The following is a 26443-nucleotide window of genomic DNA, read 5'->3' as shown; positions in this document are numbered from 1 at the left end:
GGACCCCGCGGCCTCCGGCGTTCCCGTGTGCTGCTTCGTGCCCCGGCTCAGGGGCGCAGCCGCAGGCCGCGCGGGGTGGCGTGGAACCCGGCGTCCTCCAGGGCGCGGCCGAGCTCGGAGCCGAGGGCGGGCTCGCCGTTGGCCCGCTCCACCGTGACGCTGCCGAGCGCGCCCGCCCGGATGGCGGCGGCCAGCGCACCGGCCGCCAGCGCCCGGGTCTCCTCGTCCTCCGGCCAGGCCAGCAGGGACTTGCCGCCGCGCTCGACGTACAGCGTCAGCTCGCCGTCCACCAGGACCACCAGGGCGCCCGCCTTGCGGCCCGGGCGGTGGGCGGTGGACTCCTTGCCGCCGGGCGCGGTGGGCGGCTCCGGCCAGGGCAGGGCGGCGCCGTAGGCGTTGGCAGGGTCGGCGGCGGCCAGCACCAGGGCCTGCGGCGGCTCGGCGGCCGGGGCGGCGGGCCACTCGGCGGCCCGGCCCCGCTCCAGTCGGCCGTTGACGGAGCGCAGCCGGTCGGCCGCGCCCTCCATCGCGAACTGGGCGCCGCCGAGGCCCTCGACGAAGTAGCCCCGGCGGGCCCGGCCGCGTTCCTCCATCGCGGCGAGCACCCGGTAGACCCCGGCGAAGCCGCCGGGCACCCGTTCGGCCGCCACCGTGCCCCGGGTGAGCAGGCCGTGGCGATCCAGCAGGCTCTGCGCCTGGGCGGTGGCCCGGACCGTCGGGTCGGGGGCGAGGCCGGGCAGCAGCGACCAGCGCCCGGCCACCGTCGGCGGACCGCTGCGCAGGGCGCCGCCGACCCGGCCGAAGGGGCGGCCGGCACCGCCGTAGCGGCCGCGCGGCGTCGCCCGGGGCGCGCGGTGGGCGGTGGCGCCGGCCGTCCGGGCGGAGCCGAGCAGGGCGCGCAGCGGGGCGAGGGTGTCATTGGTGACGTAGCCGGCCCAGACCAGGTCCCACAGGGCCGTGACGACCTCGGGCTCCGCGGTCTCCTCCGGGAGCTGTTGGACGAGCTGGCGGAAGAACAGGCCGTAGCCGCCGGCCAGGGCGGACATCAGGGCGCTGTGCAGCGGGGTGAGCGCGGGCGGGACCGGCTCGGGGCGCAGCAGGTGGGCGTTCTCGGTGAGGTGCAGGCTGATCCAGCCGTCCTTGCCGGGCAGTGCGCCGGCCCCGCACCAGCCGATCTCGCCGGCCGCCGTCAACTCGTCCAGCAGGCCGGGGGAGTAGTCGGCCAGCCGGGCCGGGAGGACCAACTTCTCCAGGGCGGAGGCGGGCAGGGCGGTGCCCTGGAGCTGTTCGACCACCCTTAGCAGGCCGTCCGGGCCGCGCAGCCGGTGGCCGGCCAGGTGCTGCCACTGCGGGAGGAAGGCGGCCAGGGCGCGCGGCGGGACGGGCTCGACCTCCTGGCGCAGGGCGGCCAGCGAGCGGCGGCGCAGCCGGCGCAGCACCTCGGCGTCGCACCACTCGGGGGCGGCGGTGTGGCTCTCGGCGGGCCGGAAGGCGCCCTGGACCAGGCGGCCGGCGGCGGTGAGGCGGTGCAGGGTGCCGGTGACGACGGCGGTGCCCAGGCCGTACCGGGCGGCGGCCTCGGCGGCGGTGAACGGGCCGTGGGTGCGGGCGTGGCGGGCCAGCAGGTCGCCCAGCGGGTCCTTGACCGGTTCGGTGAAGGCCTCGGGGACGCCGACCGGCAGCGGGGTGCCGAGCGCGTCGCGCAGCCGTCCGGCGTCCTCGATCGCGGCCCAGCGCTGCTCGCCGGCGATCCGGACCTGGATCACCCGGCGGGCGGCCTCCAGTTCCAGGGCCCACAGCGGCTCGGCGCCGCGGGCGGTCAACTCGGCCTCGCCGAGCGGGCCGAGCAGGCGCAGGGCGTCGGCGACGCCCTCGGCGTCCCTGATCCGGCGCTCGGGGGTGAGGCGTTGGAGCTCGGCCTCCAGCTCGGCGAGTACCCGGGGGTCGAGCAGTTCGCTCAGCTCGGCCTGGCCGAGGAGTTCGGACAGCAGCCGGGAGTCCAGCGAGAGGGCGGCGGCCCGGCGTTCGGCGAGCGGGGAGTCGCCCTCGTAGAGGAACTGGGCGACGTAGCCGAAGAGCAGCGAGCGGGCGAAGGGCGAGGGCTCGGGGGTGGTGACCTCGACCAGCCGGACGGCGCGGGATTCCAGGTCCCCCATCAGCTCGACCAGGCCGGGGACGTCGAAGACGTCCTGCAGGCACTCGCGGACGGCCTCCAGGACGATCGGGAACGAGCCGTACTCGGAGGCGACTTCGAGCAGTTGGGCGGCGCGCTGGCGCTGCTGCCAGAGCGGGGTGCGGCGGCCGGGGCTGCGGCGGGGGAGCAGCAGGGCGCGGCCGGCGCACTCGCGGAAGCGGGAGGCGAACAGGGCGGAGCCGCCGACCTGGTCGGTGACCAGCTGTTCGATCTCGCCCGGGTCGAACAGGGCGGCGTCGGCGCCGACCGGGGCCTCGTCCGGGGTCGAACCCGCCTGTTGCGACTGGTCCGCAGGGCTGCCGAAATCGAAGTCGGGGGCGAGCAGGTCCGCGTCGGGCAGGCGCAGGACGATGCCGTCGTCGGCGTGCATGACCTGGGGGTCGAGGCCGTGCTTCTCCCGGAGTCGGGCGCCGAGGGCGAGGGCCCAGGGGGCGTGCACCTGGGCGCCGAACGGGGAGTGGATGACGATCCGCCAGTCGCCGAGCTCGTCGCGGAAGCGCTCGACCACGATGGTGCGGTCGTCCGGGAGGTGGCCGCAGGCGGCGCGCTGTTCGGCGAGGTAGTCGAGCAGGTTGGCGGCGGCCCAGTCGTCCAGCCCGGCCTGCTTGAGGCGCTCGGTGGCGGCCGCGGGCTGCAGCGCACCCAGCTCGCGGGTGAACGCGCCCAGGGCGCGGCCGAGTTCGAGCGGACGGCCGAGGGTGTCGCCCTTCCAGAACGGGAGCCGGCCGGGGATGCCTGGGGCGGGGGTGACCAGCACCTTGTCGTGGGTGATCTCCTCGATCCGCCAGGAGGTGGTGCCCAGCGTGAAGACGTCGCCGACGCGGGACTCGTAGACCATCTCCTCGTCGAGCTCTCCCACCCGGCCGCCGCCCTTCTTGGGGTCTGCGCCGGCGATGAAGACGCCGAACAGGCCGCGGTCGGGGATGGTGCCGCCGGAGGTGACGGCCAGGCGCTGGGCGCCGGGGCGGCCGGTCACGGTGCCGGCCACCCGGTCCCAGACCACGCGGGGGCGCAGCTCGGCGAAGGCGTCCGAGGGGTAGCGGCCGGCCAGCATGTCGAGCACGGCGTCGAAGGCGGACTGCGGGAGGGTGGCGAAGGGCGCGGCGCGGCGGACCACGGCGAGCAGGTCGTCCACCGGCCAGGTGTCCAGGGCCGTCATCGCGACGAGTTGCTGGGCCAGCACGTCCAGCGGGTTGCGGGGGATGCGCAGCGCCTCGATCCGGCCGGCCCGCATCCGCTCGGTGACCACGGCGGACTGCACCAGGTCGCCCCGGTACTTGGGGAAGAAGACGCCGGTGGAGACCGCGCCGACCTGGTGGCCGGCCCGGCCGACCCGCTGCAGGCCGGAGGCGACCGAGGGCGGGGACTCGACCTGGACGACCAGCTCGACGGCGCCCATGTCGATGCCCAGCTCCAGGCTGGAGGTGGCGACCACGGCGGGCAGCCGGCCGGCCTTCAACTCCTCCTCGACCAGGGAGCGCTGCTCCTTGGAGACGGAGCCGTGGTGGGCCCGGGCGATGACCGCGGGCGCGCCCTTGGCTGCGCCCGAGCCGCCCATCAACTGGGCCGGGGCGTGCGCCTCGGGGGCGGCGGTGCCGGTGGCGCGCTCGTGGGCGATCTCGTTCAGCCGGTTGCACAGGCGCTCGGCCAGACGGCGGGAGTTGGCGAAGACGATGGTGGAGCGGTGCGCCTCGACCAGGTCGACGATCCGCTCCTCGACGTGCGGCCAGATCGAGGCTTGACGCTGTGGGTCGCCGGCGGCGGCGCCGCCGGTGGCCGGGGCGGCGGGCAGGTCGTCCAGGTCGGGGACGGGGACGACCACCGAGAGGTCGAAGTCCTTGGCGGCGGGCGGCTGGACGACGACGGCGCCGCGCTGCGGGCTGAGGAAGCGGGCCACCTCCTCGACCGGGCGCACCGTCGCGGACAGGCCGATCCGGCGGGCCGGGCGGTCCAGCAGCTCGTCCAGCCGCTCCAGGGTGAGCGCGAGGTGTGCGCCGCGCTTGGTGCCGGCGACCGCGTGCACCTCGTCCAGGATCACCGTGTCCACGCCGCGCAGGGCCTCCCGGGCGGCGGAGGTGAGCAGCAGGAACAGCGATTCGGGGGTGGTGATCAGGATGTCCGGCGGGTGGGTCGCGAAGCGGCGGCGGTCGGCGGCCGGGGTGTCGCCGGAGCGGATGGCGACCTGGACCTCCGGCTCGGGCAGACCGAGCCGGACGGCGGCCTGGCGCAGGCCGGTCAGCGGGGCGCGCAGGTTCCGTTCGACGTCCACCGCGAGGGCCTTGAGCGGGGAGACGTAGAGGACCCGGCAGCGGTGCTTGGGATCGGCCGGGGGAGGGGTGCTGCTGAGCCGGTCGAGGGCGGAGAGGAAGGCGGCGAGCGTCTTGCCGGAGCCGGTGGGGGCGACCACCAGGACGTCCGTGTCCCGCTGGATGGCGCGCCAGGCCTCGGCCTGGGCGGTGGTGGGGGCGGAGAAGGCGCCGGTGAACCAGGCCCGGGTGGCCGGGGCGAAGCCGGCCAGGGGGTCGTCGGGCCGGGGGGAGCCGGCGGCTGGGGTCGGGTGCTGGGGCGCCATGCCCCCATGGTGCCGGGTGGGACCGACAACGGGTGGCCGAGGCGTGGGGGAGGGGTGCAAGCCGGGGAGCAGAAACGACAATCCGCTCATATGGTGATGATTCGGGAGCATGATCCACCCGTGAAATCACCGGACCGACGAGCGGAGGCCGTGCGATGGCGCAGGCGCACCCGTCGAGCCGGCCCGCCCGCGCCGCCCGCCGCCGGGTCCGCGGGCCCGCCCGGGCGCTGCTCGCGATGCTGCTCACGGCGCTCGTGGTGGGCGGGGCCGTCCCGTACGTGTCCGGGCCCGGTCGGGCCTACCTCAGCTACCTGGTGCTGGCCGAGCGGGAGGACGCGTCCGGCGCCGACCGGGCCGCGGCGGAGAGCCGGGCGGCCGGCGGGCAGGTGGTGCAGGCGTACCCGCAGATCGGAGCCGTCCTGGCGTACGCGACCGGCGGGTTCGCGGACGCGGTGCGGGCCCGGCCCGGGATCGCCGCCGTCGGCGCCACCCGGACCGCGCCGGTGGTGGCGCCGCCCCGCGCGGTGGACGGGGCCGGGGACTTCACGGCGGGCGTGGCCCGGGGCGTGACCGGGACGAGGGGGGCGGACGCGGTGGGGGCTGCGCTCGGTGTCGCCCACCGGCCGGACCGGGTCGGTGGGGCGGACCGCGCGGACCGGGCCGACGGGGAGACGGCCACCGTGCCCGATCCGGCCGAGGGCGGGGCCTGGAACCTCGCCATGCTCGGGGCCGGTGCGGCCCGGGCCGGCGACGCCTCCCCGACGCCGAACGGCGCCCCTGCGGGCGGCGTGCCCGGCCCGGAGACCCTGCGCGGGGTGCTGGTCGCGGTGCTGGACTCCGGCGTCGACGACACCCACCCCGACCTGCGGGCGGCCGTCGACCCGAAGGCCTCCGTCTCCTGCGCCGACGGCCGGCCCGACGCCCGCACCGGCGCCTGGCGGCCCGACCCCGGGGTCGGCGAGAGCGGCCACGGCACCCACGTCGCCGGGATCGTCGGCGCGGCCCGGGACGGCCGCGGCGTCACCGGGGTCGCGCCGGGCGTGCGGATCGCCGCCGTACGGCTGCTCGGACCGCTCGGGCAGTACTACGCCGAGAACATCGTCTGCGGCCTGCTCTGGGCCGCCGACCACGGCGCCAAGGCGGTCAACAACAGCTACTTCGCCGACCCGTGGAAGTACAACTGCCCCGGGGACCGCGACCAGGCCACGCTGATCGCCGCCGTCGACCGGGCCGCCCGGTACGCCCGGGGCAAGGGCGCGGTGGTGGTCGCCTCGGCGGGCAACGACGGGCAGGACCTGAGCGCCGCCCGGACCGACGAGCGCAGCCCCAACGACCGGGCCTCCGGGCCGCCACGCACCCGCTACCTGGGCACCGAGTGCGTCCGGCTGCCCGGCGAGCTGCCCGGCGTCGTCACCGTCACCGCCGTCAACCGGGACGGCCACCCGTCCGCGTACACCAACTACGGGCGCGGCCGGGTCTCGCTGGCCGCCCCCGGCGGGGACCCGGACGGCGGGACGCAGAACGCGATCGTCTCGGACTGGCCCGGCGGGCAGTACGCGACGCTGGCCGGCACCTCGATGGCCGCCGCGCACGTGACCGGTGCGGTCGCGATCGCGGCGGCGCTCCACCCGGGCCTCGGCTCGGACGGCCTGGCGGCGCTGCTCGCCGACTCCGCGACGGCCGGCTGCCCGCCGGGGCCGTACGCGTGCGGGGACCGGCAGTACTTCGGGGCGGGGCTGCTGGCGCTGCCGCGTTGACCCCGGCCTGTGCGGCGGAACTCCGGGGACGGGCGCGGGCGGTGGGGTCCGGGATACTTAAGCCATGAGGCTGACGGAGTTCTGGCGACGGATGTACGCGCACTTCGGAGAGGCGTACGCGGAGTCGTTCGCGACCGACCACGTGCTGACGGAGCTGGGCGGGCGGACGGTGCGGCAGGCGCTGGAGGCGGGCTGGGAGGCCAAGGACGTCTGGCGCGTGGTCTGCGACACCCAGGGGGTCTCGACGCTGCTGCGCTGAACGGGGCCTCCGCCGGGAGCCGCGGCGCGGGGACGTGCGACGCTTGAATCGAACAGATGTTCTTTGTACTCTCCGGCGACGAGTTTTCCACAGGCCGAGCCCGATCGGGCTCGTTTGTCAGTGGGACGCGCTAGCGTCGAGGACGATGAAGCGCACAGCACAGAACCCGAGGGAAAAAGCCATGGCAGGTACGGACCGCGAGAAGGCCCTGGAAACCGCGCTCGCCCAGATCGAGCGGCAGTTCGGCAAGGGCTCGGTGATGCGCCTCGGCGAGAAGGCCAACGAGCCCATCGAGGTGATCTCCACCGGCTCCACCGCTCTGGACGTCGCCCTCGGGGTCGGCGGCATCCCGCGGGGCCGAGTGATCGAGATCTACGGCCCCGAGTCCTCCGGCAAGACGACCCTGACCCTGCACCTGGCGGCCAACGCCCAGAAGGCCGGCGGCACGGTCGCCTTCGTCGACGCGGAGCACGCGCTCGACCCGGAGTACGCCAAGAAGCTCGGCGTGGACACCGACGCCCTGCTGGTCAGCCAGCCGGACACCGGTGAGCAGGCCCTGGAGATCACCGACATGCTGATCCGCTCCGGCGCGATCGACCTGGTGATCATCGACTCGGTCGCGGCGCTCGTCCCGCGCGCCGAGATCGAGGGCGAGATGGGCGACTCGCACGTCGGTCTGCAGGCGCGACTGATGAGCCAGGCGCTGCGCAAGATCGCCGGTGCGCTGAACCAGTCGAACACCACCGCGATCTTCATCAACCAGCTGCGCGAGAAGATCGGTGTGATGTTCGGCTCGCCGGAGACCACGACCGGTGGCCGGGCGCTGAAGTTCTACGCCTCGGTCCGGCTGGACATCCGCCGGATCGAGACCCTGAAGGACGGCACCGAGGCGGTCGGCAACCGCACCCGCGTCAAGGTGGTCAAGAACAAGGTCGCCGCGCCGTTCAAGCAGGCCGAGTTCGACATCCTCTACGGCGTGGGCATCAGCCGCGAGGGCGGCCTGATCGACATGGGCGTCGAGCACGGCTTCATCCGCAAGTCGGGCGCCTGGTACACCTACGAGGGCGACCAGCTCGGCCAGGGCAAGGAGAACGCCCGCAACTTCCTGCGGGACAACCCGCAGCTCGCCGACGAGATTGAGCGGAAGATCAAGGGCAAGCTCGGCATCGGCCCGAAGACCGAGGAGCCGGCCGAGGGCGAGCCGGCCGCCGCGGCCGCCGACGGTGCGGCGAAGCCGATCACCGCGACCGTCGCCAAGACGGCCGCGGCGAAGAAGACGGCTGCTGCCAAGGCCTGAGCCGTTGACGCAGTACGACACGGTGGGTGGCGGCCCGGCGGGCCCGGAGGACGAGGACTACGGGCCGCCGGACTGGTTCGCCGCCGTCGCGGAGGAGCCCGAGTCGGATCCGCAGCCCGACCGGCCTCCGGCCCAGGCGGTGCGCGGCGCGGCGCCCGGGCCGGCTTCGGCGGGGGAACGGCCGGCGGAGGCCTCGGTCGAGGCGCTGGGGCTGGTCTCCGCCTCCGAGCTGCCCACCGGCCGCCGTCGGCGGCGCTCGGCCGTGACGGCCGAGGAATTCGAAGCGGGCGCATCCGCCTCCGCACCGGCGTTCGCGCCGCGCCGCCGGAGTGAGGACGAGGCGGCTGGTCACGGGGGTGTGGCCGCCTCCACCCTGCGCTCCGGCGCGCGCCGGGGCCGCACCCGGCGCGGGCGCACCGCCGACGGGCCGTCCGGCGAGTCCGACGGACCCGGCGGCGGGCTGTTCGACGAGGAGCAGCCCGGCGGGGGGCCCTCCGGCGCGCGGGAGAAAGGCGGCCGCGGAGCCCGGAAGCAGGCCGAGGAGTCGGTCGATCCGGAGACCCGCGCCCGGGACGTCTGCCTGCGGCTGCTGACCGGCGCGGCCAAGACCCGCAAGCAGCTCGCCGACGCCCTGCGCAAGCGGGAGATCCCGGACGAGGTCGCCGACGAGGTGCTGACCCGGCTCGAAGAGGTCGGGCTGATCGACGACGCGGCCTTCGCCGCGGCCTGGGTGGAATCCCGGCACGCCGTCCGGGGCCTGTCCCGGCGGGCCCTGGCGCAGGAGCTGCGCACCAAGGGCGTGGCCGCCGAGCTGGTCGAGCAGGCCGTCTCCCAGGTGGACCACGACGACGAGGCGGACGCGGCCCGGGCGCTGGTGGAGCGCAAGCTGCGCTCCACCCGGGGCCTGGATCCGCAGGTCCGCACCCGGCGGCTGGTGGGGATGCTGGCCCGGCGCGGCTACTCCGAGGGGCTGGCGTTCCGGGTGGTGCGCGGTGCGTTGGAGGAAGAGGAGAGCGGGCGCTAGGCAGCCGCGGTAAGCCCAGGCCCTAGCTCGGGGAGTCCACCTGTTGTGGTGCGTGGCGGTCGGCGTGCTCGGGGGTGGGCGCCGGCTCGGGTGCGGGGTCGGGCTCGGGCTCGGATTCGTGCTCGGGGGCCGGGGCGAGCGGGGCGGGGCCGCCGCGGGCGCGGTCGGCCAGGGCGTGCAGGTCCTCGGCGACGGCGCCCTGGGTGGCCCCGACCAGGTGGCCGTCGGGGCGGATCAGCAGCACGGTGTGCGGCCCGGCGCCCGGGTACTCCTCGGTGACCAGCACCTCGGCGGGTACCGGCAGGGCGGCGGCGACCTCGGCGAGCCGTGGCATCAGGCCGGCGCCGAGCCAGTGCTCGGACGACCAGACGGCGGTGCCGGGCGCGACCAGCAGCAGCAGGAAGGTGGCGCCGAGACGGGCGTGCAGGTGGTCGGGGGAGCCGTCGGTGGCGAGCACCGGCAGGTCCGGGACGAGCACGCCGGGGGCGGTGGCGGGCAGCAGTTCGCTGAGCGAGGTGGTGCCGCGCGAGCCGCGCTGCACCGGGACGCGGCCGGGGACTCCGGAGGGCGCCGCCGGGTAGGCGGGCGCGCCGCCGAAGCGGCCGGTGCCGAGCTGGCCGTCGGCGAGCATCGGGGCGTGCTTGCGGAAGCCGCCGACCAGCAGCGAGCGCCGGGTCTGCTGCCAGCCGCGCAGCGGGCGCAGCAGTGGCATGGCCTGGTCGACGGCGCGCAGCCGGGCGCCGACCGCGCCGCGTCGCTCGGCCTCGTAGCCGTCCAGCAGCGAGCCGCCGGGCTGCGGACCGCCGGAGTGGAGGTGCCAGGCGAGGGCGAGCCGCCAGGCGAGGTTGTCGGCGTCGCGCAGCCCGTCGGCGAGGTTCTGCATGCCGAGCGCGCCGTGCAGGTGAGCCGCGTCGCCGGCCAGGAAGCAGCGGCCGACCCGGAACCGGGCGGCCAGGCGCTGCTGGGCGGTGTGGTCGGCGGCGGCGAGCAGGTCGAAGCGGGGAAGTTCGCCGCACCACCCGGTGAGGGTGGCGGTGACCCGGGTGAGCAGGGTGTCGCCGGTGACGATGCCGGGCCAGGTGGCGTGCGGGTCGACCGTCTCGGTGGGGGCGGGCCGGCCGGGGGGCAGCCGCCAGTCGAGCCGCCAGACGCCGTCCGGCAGTGGACGGGCGGAGGCTTCGCGGTCGCCGCGCCACGGGGGTTCGCGGTGCAGCCGGGCGCCGTCGAAGGGCAGGTCGACCCGGACGGTGGCGATGGCGTTTCGGTCGACCGCCGGGCGGCCGGGGAAGCGGATCTTCAGGAGCTTGCGGACGGTGGATCTCGCGCCGTCGCAGCCGACCAGGTGGCTGCCGCGCCACCAGGTGGTGGAGCCGTCCCGGGTGCCCGCGGTGCGGACGCTGACGCCGTCGCGGTCCTGTTCGAGTTCGACGACCCGGTGGAGCGGGACCAGCTTGATCAGCGGGGTGCCGGTCAGGGCGTCGCGCAGGCCGCGCTGGAGGCGGTGCTGGGGGAGGTGGAAGGTGGGCGACTCGGTGAGGTCGATCCGCAGCACCTCCTGGCGGCGCCGCCAGATGGCGAAGGAGTCCCACAGGGCGGAGTCCGAAACGGCCCGCGGGTAGCCGATCCGGGTCAGGAAGGCGGTGGCGTCGGCGCCGAGGACGAGGCTGCGCGGGCCCTCGGGGCAGAGCCCGGAGCCCTCGTCCAGGACGACGGTCGGCACCTCGTGCCGGGCCAGGGCGAGGGCCAGGGCCAGACCGACCGGTCCGGCCCCGACCACGATCACCGGGTCCATGAGGGGACCTCCGGGCACGAACCGGCCGATCGGCCGGCGTCAGTTACCGCTGCCGCATATGCCGCGTGGATGCTCCCGGGAGGTGTCACGAAGAGCAATGCAACAGTTCACCTGCGTGTCCGTCAAGCAGCAGCTGAAGTGCGCCGGTTCGCGCCGCGACGGCCGCGTGCTTCGATCCAGCGCGCGAGCGCGGTCAGCAGCAGACACATGGCGATGTAGAGCGGGCCGATCACGAGCACCACGGGGATGTAGGGGAAGCCCGCGGCGTTCAACGGCTGGCTGGCGATCTTCTTGCCCATGAACAGCAGCTCGTTGTAGGTGATGATGTAGCCGAGCGAGGTGTCCTTGAGGGTGACGACGAGCTGGCCGATCATCGTGGGCAGCATCGAGCGGACGGCCTGCGGCACCAGGATGCCGGCCATCACCTGGGTCTTGCGCATGCCGAGGGCGTACGCCGCCTCGCCCTGGCCGCGGGGCACGGCGTTGACGCCGCTGCGGATGATCTCGGCCTGGACCGCCCCGTTGTAGAGGGTGAGGCCGAGCACCAGCGCCCACATCGGCTCCTTGGCGAAGAACGCGTAGTAGAGCCCGACGATCAGGATCAGCAGCGGCATCGCCCGGAAGAACTGGGTGAAGCCCGTGCAGGCCCAGCGGACCGGCCGGTGGTCGGAGAGCTGACCGGCCGCCAGCAGGGCGCCCAGCGTCAGCGAGAACGCCGCTGCCAGGCCGAAGGCCTTCAGGGTGGCGAGCAGGCCGTCCACGATCATCTGCTGGACGTAGGTGTACTGGAACGCGTCCCACAGGTCGGCGTCGAACTGGCCGTTGTCGGCGAGCGCGGTGACGGCGTACCAGAGGAGTCCGGCGACGCCGATCAGGGAGAGGACGCCGAACAGGCGGTACCGGGTGCGGGCCTTGGGGCCGGGGGTGTCGTAGAGGACACTGGCCGTCGCAGGGCGGTTGAAAATGCTCATGCGCCCACCTCGCTGCGCTCGGCAGGGGCATTCGCCCACACGCGCCTCTTGATTGTTCGCTCGCTACGCTCGCTCATCGGGCCACCGCCAGTCGGGATTCCAGGAAGCGGAAGAACGTGGCGACCACCGCGCTGATCAGCAGGTAGGCGCAGGCCACCCAGAAGAAGATCGCGAAGATCGAGTAGCCGCGCTCGGAGAAGGTCTGCTGGGCGCTGTACAGCTCGGGGACGCTGAACGCGCCGGCGATCGCCGAGTTCCTCGGCAGGGCGATGAACACGCTGCTCATCGGGGCCAGCACGGTGCGGGCGGCCTGCGGCAGGACGACCAGGGTGAGGGTCTGGCCGAAGGTCATGCCGAGGCTGCGGGCGGCCTCCGCCTGGCCGAGCGGCACGGTGTTGATGCCGGAGCGGATCACCTCGCAGACGAACGAGGCGGTGTAGCCGCCGAGCGCCAGCACGGCGAAGGCCAGGTGGCTGAAGTGCACGCCGAGCGGCGGCAGGCCGAAGGTGACGGCGAAGAACAGCAGAGTCAGCGGGGTGTTGCGGAAGAGCGTCACCCAGCCGGTGCCGAAGGCGCGCAGGACCGGCACCGGGGAGACCCGGAAGGCCGCCAGCAGGGTGCCCAGCAGCAGGGCGAGCAGCGCGCTGAGCGCGCTCACCTCGATCGTCTGCAGGAAGCCGTCGCGGAACAACGCGAAGTTGTCGTCCTCGAACAGGAACCCCATCCGGCGGCCCTCCTCTCAATCAGGGTCGGGAATGTCGTGCGGTGGGCGGATCGGTGCCCGGGTGGATCGGTGACCGGGTGGATCGGTGACCGGGTGGATCAGTAGCGGTCGAGGGCCGGGACGTCGGGCGCCGGGGAGCCGGAGGCGCCCAGGGTCGCGTCGTAGGCCTTCTTCCAGTCGCCGTTGTCCTCGTGGGCCTTGAGGGCGTCGCTGATGGCGTTGCGCAGCACCGCGTCGTCCTTGTTGAGGCCGACGCCGTAGTTCTCCTTGGTGAAGGGCTTGCCGACGACCTTGAGCTTGCCGGCGTACTTGGAGGCGTAGCCCTTGAGGATGGCGTCGTCGGTGGTGACGGCGTCGACCTCGCCGGAGAGGAGCTTCTCGACGCAGGCCGAGTAGGTGTCGAACTGCGTGATCTTCGGGCTGTACTGCTGGACGTTCTTGATCGAGGTCGAGCCGGTGGCGGTGCAGACGTTCTTGCCGTTGACGCTCTCCGGGCCGGTGATCGTCGTGTTGTCCTGCTTCACCAGCAGGTCCTGGCCGGCGATGTAGTACGGGCCGGCGAAGGAGACGGTCTTCTTGCGCTCGTCGTTGATGCTGTAGGTGCCGACGTAGAAGTCGATCTGGCCCTTGGCGATGGCGGGCTCGCGCTGCGAGGAGACCAGGGTCTGCCACTTGATCTGCTGTGGGGTGAAGCCGAGGTCGGCGGCGATCATCTTGGCGATCTCGATGTCGAAGCCGCTGCGGTCGCCGCTGGCGACGTCCTCCCAACCGAGGTTCGGCTGGTCGGCCTTGGCGCCGATGATCAGCTGGCCGCGCTTGCGGGCCTCGGCGACGATCGGGGAGTCGACCTTGGCGTCGGTCTTGACCGTGTAGGTCGGCAGCTTCGGGGCGTCGCTCGCGCTGGCGGCGGCACCGGGCGTGCCGTCCTTGCCGCAGGCGGCGGTGGCGGTGAGCGCGACGGCACAGAGCGCGACGGCGAGGGTGCGGGAAGTCCTCATGAGGGTGTTCTCCTGGGGCTGGGCCGCGGTGTCAACCGGGCTCTGGCGTCTGGAAGTTGTGCACGGGCAGGGCCGATCGGCACCGTTGCCGGAGGCGGCCCGCGTGGTCTCGAAGCGTCAGTGGTGCAGGATCTTCGAGAGGAAGTCCTTGGCGCGGTCAGAGCGCGGCGCGGTGAAGAAGGCGTCCGGGGTGTTCTGCTCGACGATCTTCCCGTCGGCCATGAACAGCACGCGGTTGGCGGCGGAGCGGGCGAAGCCCATCTCGTGGGTGACCACGACCATGGTCATGCCGTCGGCGGCCAGTTGGCGCATGACCTCCAGCACCTCGTTGACCATCTCCGGGTCGAGTGCCGAGGTGGGCTCGTCGAAGAGCATCACCTTGGGCTTCATCGCCAGCGCCCGGGCGATCGCCACGCGCTGCTGCTGGCCGCCGGAGAGCTGGGCCGGGTACTTGTCGGCCTGCGCGCCGACGCCGACGCGCTCCAGCAGTTCGCGGGCGGTCTTCTCGGCCTCCGGGCGGGGCACCTTGCGCACCTTCACCTGGCCGATGACCACGTTCTCCAGCACGGTCTTGTGCGCGAACAGGTTGAAGCTCTGGAACACCATGCCGACCTCGGCGCGCAGCCGGGCCAGCTCCTTGCCCTCGGCGGGCAGTGGCCGGCCGTCGATGGTGATCGTGCCGGAGTCGATCGTCTCCAGCCGGTTGATCGTCCGGCAGAGCGTGGACTTGCCCGAACCGGACGGGCCGATCAGCACGACCACCTCGCCCTGGGCGATCTCCAGGTCGATGTCCTGCAGTACGTGCAGCGCGCCGTAGTGCTTGTTGACGTTGCTCAGCACGACCAGCGGGGCGGCTGCGGGGGTGGAGTCCTGGACCGGGCTCTCGGTCATCGCGCCTGCTCCCTCTGTATCGAATCGTGCCTGCCCGAGAAGTCTTCAACTCCCTTGGGAGGCAATGGTGGTGCGAATCCGGGAGCCGCGGCCGGCGGAGCCGCAGCCCCCGGTGGGCCGACCTTAGGAGCCGTGACCGCGCGCCGTCAGCCGATCTGAGCGGAACTTGAGGATCACGAAACGGCCACACGGTCCGTACGTACTGTTCGCGAGGGCGTCGGCGGGGCATGTCACAGCGGGAAGCAGCGCCGGTGCTCCCCGTCCCCCACGAGCCCGGTGCGCGGTCCAGCCTGGCGTCGGGCCGCCCGCTGGCCCATACTGCGCAAGGGTCGGGCCTGACCGATCGGTCCGCGACCACCGGTGATCACGTGGGGGAAGGAGGAGAACAGGATGCGACTGCTGCTCGTCGAGGACGACGAACGCGTGGCCGCCGCGCTCGTCGCGGTACTGGGCCGGCACGGGTTCCAGGTCCGGCACGCCCGCAGCGGGCACGAGGCACTGGACGCCCTGGTACCGGACGGCAACGAGCCGTACCGGGTGGTGCTGCTGGACCTCGGGCTGCCCGACCGTGACGGCTTCGAGGTCTGCAGCCGGATCAGGGCCGGCAGCGGGGTGCCGGTGATCATGGTCACCGCCCGCGCCGACGTCCGCTCCCGGATCCACGGCCTCAACCTGGGCGCCGACGACTACGTCACCAAGCCGTACGACATGGGCGAACTGCTCGCCCGCATCCACGCCGTCGCCCGCCGCGGCGCCGCCCCCTCCTCGGTGTCGGTGCCCGCCCCCGACACCGTCCCCCAGCAGCGCGGCCCGCTGGAGTCCCGCGGCATCCGGATCGACCGGGAGCGCCGCCGGGTCAGCGTGGACGGCCGTGACGTGCCGCTCACCCGCAAGGAGTTCGACCTGCTCGCCCTGCTCGCGCAGAGCCCGGGCGTGGTCTACCGGCGCGAGCAGATCTTCAGCGAGGTCTGGCGCAGCGGCTGGGAGGGCAACGGGCGCACCCTGGAGGTGCACATCGGCTCGCTGCGCAACAAGCTCGCGCTGCCCGGCCTGGTCGAGGCGGTGCGCGGTGTCGGCTACCGGCTGATCCCGGAGTCCCCGGCGCCCGTCGCCGCGGACCAGGCCCCGAACGCCCCCGCGGAGCACTGACCGCACGTGCGCACCCGCCTGCTCGGCATCCTGATCGCCCTCATGCTCTGCGTCCTGGCCGCCCTGGGGCTGCCGCTCGCGGCGGCGGTCGCGGCGGCCGAACAGACCAAGGTGGTCGTCGACCGGCTCGACGACGCCGCCCGCCTCGCCCAGGACCTGCCCACCTCCGGCGCCGTCGACTCGGCGCGCAAGGGCGACCCGGAGCCCGCCCCCGGCGACCTCAGCCGACAGCGCGCGATCGACGCCGAGGTCCGCCGCTACTACGACCTGTACGGCGTGCGTCTGGGCATCTTCCAGCGCGACGGCCTGCCGATCGCCGCCGCGCCCGTCGACTGGCGGGTACCGGCCGGCGGCTGGGGTGCCCAGGCCTTCCAGGAGGCGCTGGACGGGCGGCGCAGCCACAACCCGCCGCAGGTCTGGCCGTGGACCCCGGACCGGACGATCACCGTCGCCGCCCCGGTGGTGCGTGACGGTGACGTGGTCGCGGTGGTGCTCAGCGAGTCCCCGACCGGGGCGCTGCGCACCCGGGTGGTGCACAAGTGGCTGGTGCTCGGCGCGGGCGAGGCCGCCGCGATGATCGTCGCCGTGCTGCTGGCCGTCCGGCTCACCGAATGGGTGCTGCGGCCGGTGCGCACCCTGGACCGGGCCACCCACGACATCGCCACCGGCCGGATGGCCGCCAGGGTCGCCCCCGGCGGCGGCCCGCCCGAGCTCCAGCGGCTGGCACGCTCGTTCAACGAGATGGCGGACCACGTGGTGCTCGCCATGGACCAGCAGAAGGCCTTCGTCGCGGACGCCTCGCACCAGCTGCGCAACCCCCTCTCGGCGCTGCTGCTGCGGGTCGAGGTGCTCGGCCTGGAGCTGCCCGAGGGGCACGAGGAGGAGCTCAGCGGCGTCCGGGAGGAGGGCGTCCGGCTGGCCCGCGTCCTGGACGACCTCCTCGGGCTGGCCACCGCCGAGCACGCCCGCCCGGAGCCGGAGCGCACCGACCTCGCCGAACTCACCCTGGCCCGGGTGGACGCCTGGCGGCCGGTCGCCGAGCGGCGCGGGATCGCGCTGCGCTGGGACGGCCCGGCGCTGGCGATCGGCATGGCCGACCCGATCGGCTTCGGCTCCGCCCTGGACGCCGTGGTGGACAACGCGCTCAAGTTCAGCCCGGCCGGCAGCGAGGTGCGGCTGCGGGTCGCGGTGCGCCGGGACGAGGTCGCGGTGACCGTGGTCGACGCCGGGCCCGGCCTCACCGAGGACGAGCTGTCCCGGGCCGGCGACCGGTTCTGGCGCAGCCCCCGGCACCAGAACGTGGACGGCTCCGGGCTGGGCCTGTCCATCGCCCGCACCCTGCTGGCGGCCGGCGGCGGCTCGCTCGGCTTCGCGCCGGTCAAGCCGACCGGGCTCGCGGTGACGCTGACGGTGCCGCGGCCGGAGAAGTGACGGCCCGCGCTCCGGCATCGGCGGGCGATCGGCATCGGCGGGCGATCGGCGTCGGTGCCCGCGTGCGGCAGGGGCTTACGGCTTCACCGAGCGGTAGTAGCGCGCCGCGCCCGTGTGCAGCGGGAGCGGGTCGGTGTAGACGGCGGTGCGCAGGTCGACCAGCTGGGCGGCGTGCACCTGGGCGCCGATCTGGTCGCGGCTGTCGATCACCGCGCGGGTCATCCCCTCGACCAGGCCCGGGTCCGCGTCGTCCCGGGTGATCAGCAGATTGGGCACGGCCACCGTGGCGACGGCCTCCTTGGGCTCGGCGTTCGGGTAGGTGCCCTTGGGCATGGTGGCCGCCCGGTAGGCGTCGGTGCCGCCGCCCTCGGCCTTGTGCAGGGCCTCGGCGAGGTCGCTGAGCGGCACGATCCGGATCCGGACGTGGTCGGACAGGTCGGTGAGCGCGCTGGTGGGCAGCCCGCCGGACCAGAAGAAGGCGTCCAGCCTGCCCTCGCGCAGCTGGTCGGCGGCGTCGCCGACCCCGGCCGGGACCGGGACGATGTCGCGGTCCGGGTCCAGCCCGGCCGCAGCCAGCAGCCGCTTGGTCACCAGGTTCACGCCGGACTGCGGCAGGCCGACCCCGACCCGCAGGCCCTTGAGGTCGGCCGTGCGGCGCACCGGGGAGGAGACCGGGACGATCAGCTGCAGGTAGTCGTCGTACAGTCGGGCGATCGCCCGCAGCCGCTCCTTCCCGGGGCCCTGGTAGTCGGCGACCGCGTCGGCGGTGGCGATCGCGAAGGCGTCCCGGCCGGTGATCACCCGGTTGAGGTTGTCTATCGAGCCCTCGGAGCTGTCCAGGGCCAGCCGCACCCCCGGCATCGTCCCGGACACGTGCGCCTGCAGCAGCTGCCCGTACCGGTCGTAGACGCCGCGTTGCACGCCGGTGGCGAAGCGGACCTCCCCGTGCGGGTACCCGGGCGAGCGGGCCGCCGACAGCCACCAGCCGCCCAGACCGGCGACCAGCAGCACCAGCACCAGCAGCGTCCGCCACAGCGGGCTGCGGGCCGCGGTGCGGGCGGCGGCGCCGAGACGGGACGGGGTGGTGGGGGCCATGCAGGGATACTGCCAGGCGCTCCGGCCGAACGGGAGGGGACCGGGACGGGCAAAGCTCGGGGCGGAGCCGGGGGCCCTGGGCGGGGCCTCGGTCGGGGCCTCGGTCGGGACCTCGGTCGGGGCCTCGGTCGGGGCTGGGGAAGCTCCGGGAAAAGCGCTTCGCGGCTGCCCGTACCCTGGTCTGGTGAGCGGTGAGAGCGGATTGAAGAGCTACAAGGTCGTCACGCACGGCTGTCAGATGAACGTCCACGACTCCGAGCGGCTGTCCGGGCTGCTGGAGGAGGCGGGCTACGTCAAGGCCGGGCCCGAGGGCGACCCGGACCTGGTGGTGTTCAACACCTGCGCGGTGCGCGAGAACGCCGACAACAAGCTGTACGGCAACCTCGGCCAGCTAGCGCCGGTCAAGGGCCGCCACAAGGGCATGCAGATCGCCGTCGGCGGCTGCCTGGCCCAGAAGGACCGCGACACCATCGTCCAGCGTGCCCCCTGGGTCGACGTGGTGTTCGGCACGCACAACATCGGGCACCTGCCGGCGCTGCTGGAGCGGGCCGCGATCGAGCGGAAGGCCCAGGTCGAGATCCTGGAGTCGCTGGAGACCTTCCCCTCCACCCTGCCGACCCGCCGCGAGTCCGCGTACGCCGCCTGGGTCTCGATCTCGGTCGGCTGCAACAACACCTGCACCTTCTGCATCGTCCCCGCCCTGCGCGGCAAGGAGGAGGACCGCCGGCCCGGCGACGTCCTCGCCGAGATCGAGGCGCTGGTGGACGAGGGCGTCATCGAGGTGACCCTGCTCGGCCAGAACGTCAACGCCTACGGCTCCGACCTGGGCGACCGCGAGGCCTTCTCCAAGCTGCTGCGCGCCGCCGGCCAGGTCGAGGGCCTGGAGCGGATCCGCTTCACCTCGCCGCACCCACGCGACTTCACCGACGACGTGATCACCGCGATGGCCGAGACCCCCGCCGTGATGCACCAGCTGCACATGCCGCTGCAGTCCGGCTCGGACCGGGTGCTCAAGGCGATGCGCCGCTCCTACCGGCAGGAGCGTTTCCTCGGGATCATCCGCAAGGTCCGCGAGGCGATGCCGGACGCGGCGATCTCCACCGACATCATCGTGGGCTTCCCCGGCGAGACCGAGGAGGACTTCGAGGAGACGATGCACGTCGTCCGCGAGGCCCGCTTCACCAACGCCTTCACCTTCCAGTACTCCAAGCGCCCCGGCACCCCCGCCGCCGAGATGGCGGACCAGGTGCCGAAGGAGGTCGTGCAGGCCCGCTACGACCGGCTGATCGCCCTCCAGGAGGAGATCTCCTGGGAGGAGAACAAGAAGCAGGTCGGCCGCACCCTGGAGATCCTGGTCGCCGAGGGCGAGGGCAAGAAGGACGACCAGACCCGGCGCCTCTCCGGCCGCGCCCCCGACAACCGGCTGGTGCACTTCAGCAAGCCCGAGGAGCCGGTGCGCCCGGGCGACATGGTGACCGTCGAGATCACCTACGCCGCCCCGCACCACCTGCTCGCCGAGGGCCCGGTGCTCGCGGTGCGCCGCACCCGGGCCGGCGACGCCTGGGAGAAGCGCCAGGCCAAGCCCGCCGCCAAGCCGGCGGCCGGTGGCTCGACGGGCGTCATGCTCGGCCTGCCGTCCATCGGGGCCCCGGCGGCCCTGCCGCTCGCCGCGCCGGCGGGCGGGGCCTGCTGCGGGGACTGACGGCGCTGCTGAACCGCTGACGCGCTGCGTGTGACGGCGGCCCGGTGGGACTTCCCAGTCCTGCCGGGCCGCCGTTCGTGTTGGTTAGAGTGATCCACATGCTGGTAGCCGCCGCCGTGTGCCCCTGTCCGCCGCTGCTCGTCCCCGAGGTCGCCGCCGGGGCGGCCGCCGAGCTGGACGCGCTGCGCGCCGCCTGTGACGAGGCGCTGGCGGCGCTGGTCGCGGCCGGGCCGCAGCTGGTCGTGGTGGTCGGCACCGGGCCGGAGGCCGAGGTGTGGACCGAGGGCGGGGCCGGCTCCTTCCACCGCTACGGGGTGCCGCTGGTCGCCAAACTGCCCGGGGACCGGGTCGAGGGGCCGGAGCTGGCGCCCTCGCTGACCGTCGGCGCCTGGCTGCTGGAGCGCGCCGGGGTGACCCTGCCGACGCACGCCTGCGCGGTGCCCGCCGACGCCCCGGCCGACCGGATGCTCGGCCTCGGCCAGGGCCTGGCCGGCCTCGCCGACCGGGTCGCCCTGCTGGTGCTCGGCGACGGCAGCGCCTGCCGCACCGTGAAGGCGCCCGGCTACCTGGACGAGCGGGCCGAGGGCTTCGACGCCGCGCAGGCCACCGCCCTGGGCACGGCCGACCTGCCCGCCCTCGCCGCCCTGGACGCGGGCCTCGCCGCCGAGCTCAAGGCCGAGGGCCGGGCGCCCTGGCAGGTGCTGGCCGGCGCCGCGCAGGGCGCCGGTCTCACCGGGCGGCTGGGCTACCAGGACGCGCCGTACGGGGTCGGGTACTTCGTGGCGTCCTGGAGCTGACGGTCAGGACTGCGGGGCCTGGCCCCCGCCGCCGTCCGGCTTCGGCTTGTGGGCGAAGTCGTCGACCGCGCCCTTGGCCCGGTCGGTGCCGTGCTCGATCTTCTCGCTGTACTTGCCCTTGGTCGCCTTGTCGATCGCACCGCCGGCCTTGTCGACGATGTTGTCGATCTGCTCGCTGTGCTTGCCGGCGAGTTCGCTGGCCTTCTCCTTGAGCTCCTCGGCCTTGCCCTTGAGGTTGTCCATCAGACCCATGGCGGTCTCACCCTTCCCTGTCGTCCGTCGGTCCCCGTCCCCTGCACAACGTCCGCGCCCGACGAAGTGTTCGCAAAGCGGGCACCACCTGGGGAAACGGCCGGAAACGGTCCCGGGAACAGTCATATCGTCGCGCAGTGGCGGGCGAGCGGCAGCCCGGTCTCCGGTGCCGCGGGGGTTTTGCGAGACTGGAACGGTGAGCAGCCTCCGTACCCCGCGTGTCGTCTCGATCGTCGGCGCGACCGCCGCCGGCAAGTCCGACCTGGCCGTCGCCATCGCCCGCAGCCTCGACGGCGAGGTGATCAACACCGACTCGATGCAGCTGTACCGGGGCATGGACATCGGGACCGCCAAGCTCACCACGGCCGAGCGCGGCGGAGTGCCGCACCACCTGCTGGACGTGTGGGACGTCACCGAGGCCGCCAGCGTGGCCGAGTACCAGCGGCTGGCCCGGGCCGAGATCGACCGGCTGCTGGCCGCCGGGCGCACCCCCGTCCTGGTCGGCGGCTCCGGGCTGTACGTCCGGGCGGCGATCGACGAGATGGAGTTCCCCGGCACCGACCCGCAGGTGCGGGCCCGGCTGGAGGCCGAACTGGAGCAGGCCGGACCGTACGAACTGCACCGGCGGCTGGCCGCGCTGGACCCGGCGGCGGCCGAGGCGATCCTGACGAGCAACGGCCGCCGGATCGTCCGCGCGCTGGAGGTCATCGAGATCACCGGGCAGCCGTTCACCGCCAACCTGCCGAGCAACACCGCCGTGTACGAGGCCGTGCAGATCGGCGTCGCCGTGCCGCGCCCCGAGCTGGACGAGCGGATCACGCTGCGGGTCGACCGGATGTGGGAGGCCGGACTCCTCGACGAGGTGCGGGAGCTGGAGAAGGCAGGACTGCGGGAGGGCAGGACCGCCTCCCGGGCGCTCGGCTACCAGCAGGTGCTCGACCACTTCGCCGGCGAGTGCACCGAGGACGAGGCGCGGGCCGAGACCGTCCGGGCGACCAAGCGCTTCGCCCGCCGTCAGGAGTCCTGGTTCCGCCGGGACGACCGGATCCACTGGCTCTCCCGACCGGCCGGCACCGACCCCGTCGAGCTGCTGGAACGGTCCCTGGAACTGATCGACGGTCAGGGAGTTCCGGCCGCGTAGGACGGGTTCCGGCCAATTCGGCGGTGCACCTGCGCGCGCAGGCGACCGTGCAGGACGAACCGGCGGTCACGGCCCGATCACGTGATGGCCACGGATCACCCGTCGACCCCGGTCAGGCCCGGAACGCCCCTCTGGACATGCCATCATCGATGCCAGAGGGGTCGGCCGGACGGGCCGACCGCGCCCGGCCGCGAGTCCGCTCGTGTCGAACTGTCAGGGGAGGCCGCGTGTCGACGGGTACCGGCCCCGAATCCGGTCAGAGCGGGAGCGTCACCGCCCCGGCCGAGGAGTTCGACGAGTCCACGTTCGACGAGTCCACGATGGGTGACCTCCCGGTGCTGACCGGACTTGAGGCGCCGACCTCGTACGCGGTCGCGCTGCCCGCCCTGGACACCCGCACACCGCCGGGGGGTGCCGTGCACGAACGGGAGATCCGGCCGCGGCGCCGACTGCGCTGGTGGCAGACCCTGCCGATCGCCCTGCTGGGCACCCTCGGCTCACTGATGTTCGCCTTCCCGCTCGCCTTCGGCTCGGCCGGCTCGCGCGCCACCATGGTCGGCATGCTCGGGCTGCTGCTCACCGCCGCCTCCTTCGGCTGGGGCGCGATGGCCGCCCGGCACGCCGGCTACAAGTGGCCGGGGCTGCCGCGACGGGGCTCCGGGCAGCGGGCCGGCTGGAAGGCGATCGTGGTCTACACCCTGATCGCGCTGGCCGCCTGCGCGCTCGCGGTCTGGCGGGTCGCCTACCTGCGGTAGGCCCGGGCGGGCCGCCCCCGCCCCGGAGGCGAGCGGGCGAATATCAGTACCATCGGGAGGGTGAGCGCATCCTCCTTCCCGCAGGGCGGCCTTCCCTTCTTCAAGGGGCACGGCACCCAGAACGACTTCGTCATCGTCCCGGATCCGGACGGCCTGCTGGAGATCGGGCCCGAGACCGTCGCGGCGCTGTGCGACCGGCGGGCCGGGATCGGCGGGGACGGGCTGCTGCGGGTGGTGCGTTCCGCCGCCGACCCGGCCGCCGCGGGGATGGCCGACCGGGCCGAGTGGTTCATGGACTACCGCAACTCCGACGGCAGCATCGCCGAGATGTGCGGCAACGGGCTGCGGGTGTTCGCCCGCTTCCTGGTCGAGACCGGCCTGGCCAAGCCGGGGGAGCTGGCGGTCGCCACCCGTTCCGGGGTGCTCACCGCGAAGGTCGCCGAGGCTGCGGAGGACGGCACGCCCGGTGACGTCACCATCGACATGGGCCGCGCCCGGCTGCCCGGGCCGGACGGCATCGAGGTCGCGGTCGGCGAGCGGCGCTGGCCGGCCCTGAACGTCAACATGGGCAACCCGCACGCGGTGGCCTTCGTGGAGAGCCTGGACCACGCCGGCGAGCTGCGGACCGCGCCGCTCACCAGCCCCGAGGGCGTCTACCCCGAGGGCGTCAACGTCGAGTTCGTGGTGGACCGCGGACCGCGGCACGTGGCGATGCGGGTGCACGAGCGCGGCTCGGGCGAGACCCGGTCCTGCGGCACCGGCGCCTGCGCGGTCGCGGTGGCCGCGATCCGCCGGGACGGTGCCGACCCGGCCGTCACCGGCGAGGCCGTCGCGTACACCGTGGACGTGCTCGGCGGCCGACTGGTCATCACCGAGCACCCGGACGGCCGGGTGGAGATGACCGGCCCGGCGGTGATCGTGGCCGAGGGGCGGCTGGACGAGCGCTGGTGGGCGTCGCTGAGCCGGAGCTGACGGCCCGGTTTGCCCACTTCGTACCGCGACGAATCCCCCCGATCGGGTGATACCGGTCGCGGACGGGAATCACGGCGTCGCGGAACGTGCTCTGCTCGGTAGCATGGACCACCGGGTCGATCACCCCATGGGGAGGGGCAGCGCCCGGCGACCGTTGCCGGAGGTGCGCCGATGACCATCGAAGCCGGACAGCCCCTGGGCCTGGGGCAGCCGACGACCGTACGGCAGGCCGGGGCCAGGAGGCCCCTCGGAGAGCTCGGCCGGGCCGCCCTCGGCCGGGCCGGGCGGGCCGCGTTACTGGCCACCGGCCGGCCGCCCGTGCCGGACGCGCTGGAACCGCTCGTCCGGGTCCACCGCCTGCACCACCCGCAGGCCGACCTCGGCCTGCTCGCCCGGGCGTACCGGCTCGCCGAGGCCAGCCACCGCGGCCAGAAGCGCAAGAGCGGCGAGCCGTACATCACCCACCCGCTCGCCGTCACCATGATCCTGGCCCAACTCGGCGCCGGGACCACCACCTTGGTCGCCTCGCTGCTCCACGACACGGTGGAGGACACCGAGTTGACGCTGGACCAGGTGGGTGCCGGCTTCGGGCCCGAAGTCGCCTACCTGGTCGACGGGGTGACGAAGCTGGAGAAGGTCGACTTCGGCGCCGCCGCCGAGGCCGAGACCTTCCGCAAGATGCTGGTCGCCACCGGGGACGACGTCCGGGTGATGGTGATCAAGCTGGCCGACCGGCTGCACAACATGCGCACCATCCGGCACATGAAGCCGGCCAGCCGGGTGCGGATCGCCAAGGTCACCCGGGACGTGCTGATCCCGCTGGCCGAACGGCTCGGCATCCAGGTGCTCAAGGCGGAGCTGGAGGACATCGTCTTCGCCACCCTGCACCCCGAGGAGTACGCCCGCACCCGGGCCCTGATGGCCGGTCACGAGGCGGAGCCGGACGCCGTGCTGGAGCCCTTCGCCCGGCAGCTGGCCAAGCAGCTGGCCGAGGCCGGGGTGGCGGCCGAGGTGACCGTCCGCCCCCGGCACTGCGTCTCGCTGCACCGGGTGCTGCTCAAGCGCTCCGGCGGGACGGGGCCGGACGGCCGGCCGAGCGGGCCGCGGCCGGCCGACTTCGGGCGGCTGCTGGTGGTGGTCGAGGAGAACGCCGACTGCTACGCCGTGCTCGGCGAGCTGCACACCTGCTGGACGCCGCTGCCCGGGGAGTTCAAGGACTTCGTCGCCGCGCCCAAGTTCAACCTGTACCAGTCGCTGCACACCGCCGTGGCGCTGAGCGGCGGCGCGGTGGTCGAGGTGCTGGTCCGCACCCGGCGGATGCACGAGGTCGCGGAGACCGGGGTGGTCGCGCTGGGCGACCCGTCCCCGGCCGGCACCGCCCAGGACACCGACGAGCTGGACCGCACCGACCCTGCCCGGCCGGGCTGGCTCAGCCGGCTGCTGGAGTGGCAGCAGGAGACGCCCGACCCGGACGCCTTCTGGTCCGCGCTCACCGCCGACCTGGCCGGCGACCGCGAGATCACCGTCGTGACGGAGAGCGGCGAAACGCTTCAGCTGAGGGCCGGCGCGACCTGCGTCGACGCGGCCTACCTGCTCGGCGAGGAGACCGGCCACCGATGTATCGGCGTCCGGGTCAACGGGCGGCTCAGCGCGCTCTCCACCGTGCTGGAGGACGGCGACCAGATCGCGGTGCTCACCGAGACCCTTCCGGCCGGCGGCGGGCAGCCCTCCGGCCCCGCCCCCGAGTGGCTGGCCCACGCCCGTACCCCCGCCGCCCGGCTGGCCATCGAACGCTGGCTGGCCGACCCACCGGCCCGGCTGCCGGCGGTCCGGACCGGCCCGGCGGCCACTCCGCCCGGCCAGCCCGGCCAGCCCGGTCAGCCCGCCCGGACCGGTCGGCCGTCCGGGCCCGGACGGCGGGCCGCCGAGAAGCGGGCCACCCCGGTCACGGTGGCCGGCCGGCCCGGGGCGGCCGTACGGCTGGCGCGCTGCTGCACGCCGGTGCCGCCGGACGCGGTGGCGGGCTACCCGATCCGCGGCGGCGCGGTGGCCGTGCACCGCACCGGCTGCCCGGCGGGGGAGCGGATGCGGGCGGACGGCCGGGACGCGCTGGAGGTCCACTGGCAGCCGCAGGACGCCCCGGCGGACGGGCACCGGGCCACCCTGCGGGCGGAGGCGCTGAACCGGCCCCGGCTGCTCGCCGACCTCACCGCGGCGATCTCCGCCGAGGGCGTCGGCATCGTCTCGGCCGAGGTCGAGCCGCCGCAGGAGTCCAGGGTCCGGCACACCTACACCGTGGAGCTGCCCGAGCCGGGCGCGCTGCCCGGGCTGATGCGGGCGATGCTGCGGGTCTCCGGGGTGTACGACGTGAGCCGGCCGCACGCCCCGGAGGTCGGCTAGGTTCCGGCTCGGTTCCGGCCTGGTTCCGGGCGGGCTGACGTGGGCGGTCGTCCGCCGGGACGGGGGCGGCCGTCCGTCGGGACGTGGGCGGCCGGTAAATGGGGATGACCGGCCCGGGCCGGGCGTGCGACCATCATGGGGAATTCACGGCCGGTCCGCGGCGTTATCGGGGCACAGGAGCCCGGTGGCGCTTGAGGACCCGAGGGGTAGCTCACCCCGCCCGGACGATAGCCGGGTCGGCAGCTGGGCAGACTCCTTACGGGACCGCTC

At 74.3% G+C, this 26443-nt stretch carries 20 protein-coding genes; 12 read left to right on the top strand and 8 right to left on the bottom strand.

Annotation, left to right across the window (positions count from 1 at the left end):
• Positions 1-47: 47 nt before the first annotated feature.
• The gene (locus CRP52_RS09875; protein WP_097236053.1) at positions 48-4766 is read right to left on the bottom strand and encodes an ATP-dependent helicase; all 4719 of its coding nucleotides are present in this window, start codon (positions 4764-4766) and stop codon (positions 48-50) included.
• A 155-nt stretch (positions 4767-4921) separates the two neighbouring features.
• Here CRP52_RS09875 and CRP52_RS09870 point away from each other — a divergent pair, with 155 nt between their 5' ends.
• The 4 genes from CRP52_RS09870 (at position 4922) to recX (ending at position 9103) form a co-directional block, all read left to right on the top strand.
• Positions 4922-6523 carry a S8 family serine peptidase gene (locus CRP52_RS09870; RefSeq protein WP_097236052.1) on the top strand — a complete coding sequence of 534 codons (1602 nt, stop codon included), beginning with the start codon at positions 4922-4924 and terminating at the stop codon, positions 6521-6523.
• Positions 6524-6587: 64 nt separating this feature from the next.
• Entirely contained in the window at positions 6588-6782 is a 195-nt protein-coding gene (locus tag CRP52_RS09865; protein WP_097236051.1) for a DUF3046 domain-containing protein, read from the top strand.
• A gap of 181 nt (positions 6783-6963) precedes the next feature.
• Positions 6964-8079: a recombinase RecA gene (gene recA, locus CRP52_RS09860; RefSeq protein WP_097236050.1), complete on the top strand. Its 1116-nt coding sequence runs from the start codon at positions 6964-6966 to the stop codon at positions 8077-8079.
• Between the two features lie 373 nt (positions 8080-8452).
• Positions 8453-9103 carry a recombination regulator RecX gene (gene recX / locus CRP52_RS09855; protein WP_373560552.1) on the top strand — a complete coding sequence of 217 codons (651 nt, stop codon included), beginning with the start codon at positions 8453-8455 and terminating at the stop codon, positions 9101-9103.
• A gap of 22 nt (positions 9104-9125) precedes the next feature.
• Here the strand turns inward: recX and CRP52_RS40410 are convergent, their stop codons facing one another.
• The 5 genes from CRP52_RS40410 to CRP52_RS09830 all read right to left on the bottom strand — a co-directional run bounded on the left by CRP52_RS40410 (position 9126) and on the right by CRP52_RS09830 (position 14479).
• Complete coding sequence (locus CRP52_RS40410) at positions 9126-10895, bottom strand: FAD-dependent monooxygenase (RefSeq protein ID WP_097236049.1); 1770 nt, start codon at positions 10893-10895, stop codon at positions 9126-9128.
• Between the two features lie 122 nt (positions 10896-11017).
• Entirely contained in the window at positions 11018-11866 is an 849-nt protein-coding gene (locus CRP52_RS09845) for an amino acid ABC transporter permease (RefSeq protein WP_097236048.1), read from the bottom strand.
• Positions 11867-11939: 73 nt separating this feature from the next.
• Positions 11940-12590, bottom strand: coding sequence for an amino acid ABC transporter permease (locus CRP52_RS09840; protein WP_097236047.1), 651 nt, complete (start codon positions 12588-12590; stop codon positions 11940-11942).
• 98 nt (positions 12591-12688) lie between these two features.
• Positions 12689-13588, bottom strand: a complete 900-nt coding sequence (locus CRP52_RS09835; RefSeq protein WP_097236046.1) for a glutamate ABC transporter substrate-binding protein — start codon at positions 13586-13588, stop codon at positions 12689-12691.
• 117 nt (positions 13589-13705) lie between these two features.
• Positions 13706-14479, bottom strand: coding sequence for an amino acid ABC transporter ATP-binding protein (locus CRP52_RS09830; protein WP_097236045.1), 774 nt, complete (start codon positions 14477-14479; stop codon positions 13706-13708).
• A 390-nt stretch (positions 14480-14869) separates the two neighbouring features.
• Here CRP52_RS09830 and CRP52_RS09825 point away from each other — a divergent pair, with 390 nt between their 5' ends.
• Positions 14870-15628: a response regulator transcription factor gene (locus CRP52_RS09825; protein WP_097236044.1), complete on the top strand. Its 759-nt coding sequence runs from the start codon at positions 14870-14872 to the stop codon at positions 15626-15628.
• A gap of 6 nt (positions 15629-15634) precedes the next feature.
• Positions 15635-17059 (top strand): sensor histidine kinase, encoded by a 1425-nt coding sequence (locus CRP52_RS09820; protein ID WP_097236043.1) that lies wholly within the window; start codon positions 15635-15637, stop codon positions 17057-17059.
• A 75-nt stretch (positions 17060-17134) separates the two neighbouring features.
• Here the strand turns inward: CRP52_RS09820 and CRP52_RS09815 are convergent, their stop codons facing one another.
• The gene (locus CRP52_RS09815; protein WP_097236042.1) at positions 17135-18154 is read right to left on the bottom strand and encodes a TAXI family TRAP transporter solute-binding subunit; all 1020 of its coding nucleotides are present in this window, start codon (positions 18152-18154) and stop codon (positions 17135-17137) included.
• A gap of 184 nt (positions 18155-18338) precedes the next feature.
• Between CRP52_RS09815 and miaB the strand changes: the two genes are divergently transcribed.
• Positions 18339-19856: a tRNA (N6-isopentenyl adenosine(37)-C2)-methylthiotransferase MiaB gene (gene miaB / locus CRP52_RS09810; RefSeq protein WP_257032393.1), complete on the top strand. Its 1518-nt coding sequence runs from the start codon at positions 18339-18341 to the stop codon at positions 19854-19856.
• 98 nt (positions 19857-19954) lie between these two features.
• Positions 19955-20653, top strand: coding sequence for a class III extradiol dioxygenase subunit B-like domain-containing protein (locus CRP52_RS09805; RefSeq protein WP_097236040.1), 699 nt, complete (start codon positions 19955-19957; stop codon positions 20651-20653).
• A gap of 3 nt (positions 20654-20656) precedes the next feature.
• On the opposite strand, the gene CRP52_RS09800 is transcribed toward CRP52_RS09805, so the two are convergent.
• On the bottom strand, positions 20657-20905 hold the full coding sequence (locus CRP52_RS09800; RefSeq protein ID WP_097236039.1) for an antitoxin: 249 nt from the start codon (positions 20903-20905) through the stop codon (positions 20657-20659).
• A 196-nt stretch (positions 20906-21101) separates the two neighbouring features.
• On the opposite strand from CRP52_RS09800, the gene miaA reads away from it, so the two are divergent.
• The 4 genes from miaA (at position 21102) to CRP52_RS09780 (ending at position 26173) form a co-directional block, all read left to right on the top strand.
• Positions 21102-22046, top strand: coding sequence for a tRNA (adenosine(37)-N6)-dimethylallyltransferase MiaA (gene miaA, locus CRP52_RS09795; RefSeq protein ID WP_097236038.1), 945 nt, complete (start codon positions 21102-21104; stop codon positions 22044-22046).
• A 227-nt stretch (positions 22047-22273) separates the two neighbouring features.
• The gene (locus tag CRP52_RS09790; RefSeq protein ID WP_179852743.1) at positions 22274-22801 is read left to right on the top strand and encodes a hypothetical protein; all 528 of its coding nucleotides are present in this window, start codon (positions 22274-22276) and stop codon (positions 22799-22801) included.
• 60 nt (positions 22802-22861) lie between these two features.
• Positions 22862-23773 carry a diaminopimelate epimerase gene (gene dapF / locus CRP52_RS09785; RefSeq protein WP_097236037.1) on the top strand — a complete coding sequence of 304 codons (912 nt, stop codon included), beginning with the start codon at positions 22862-22864 and terminating at the stop codon, positions 23771-23773.
• 171 nt (positions 23774-23944) lie between these two features.
• Positions 23945-26173: a RelA/SpoT family protein gene (locus CRP52_RS09780; RefSeq protein WP_097236036.1), complete on the top strand. Its 2229-nt coding sequence runs from the start codon at positions 23945-23947 to the stop codon at positions 26171-26173.
• The last annotated feature ends 270 nt before the right edge of the window (positions 26174-26443 follow it).

Source organism: Streptomyces sp. 1331.2 (genome assembly GCF_900199205.1).
Taxonomy (GTDB): Bacteria; Actinomycetota; Actinomycetes; order Streptomycetales; family Streptomycetaceae; genus Kitasatospora.
Note: the sequence above shows the minus strand (reverse complement) of the source record. Positions and strands in the feature narration are given on the sequence as shown.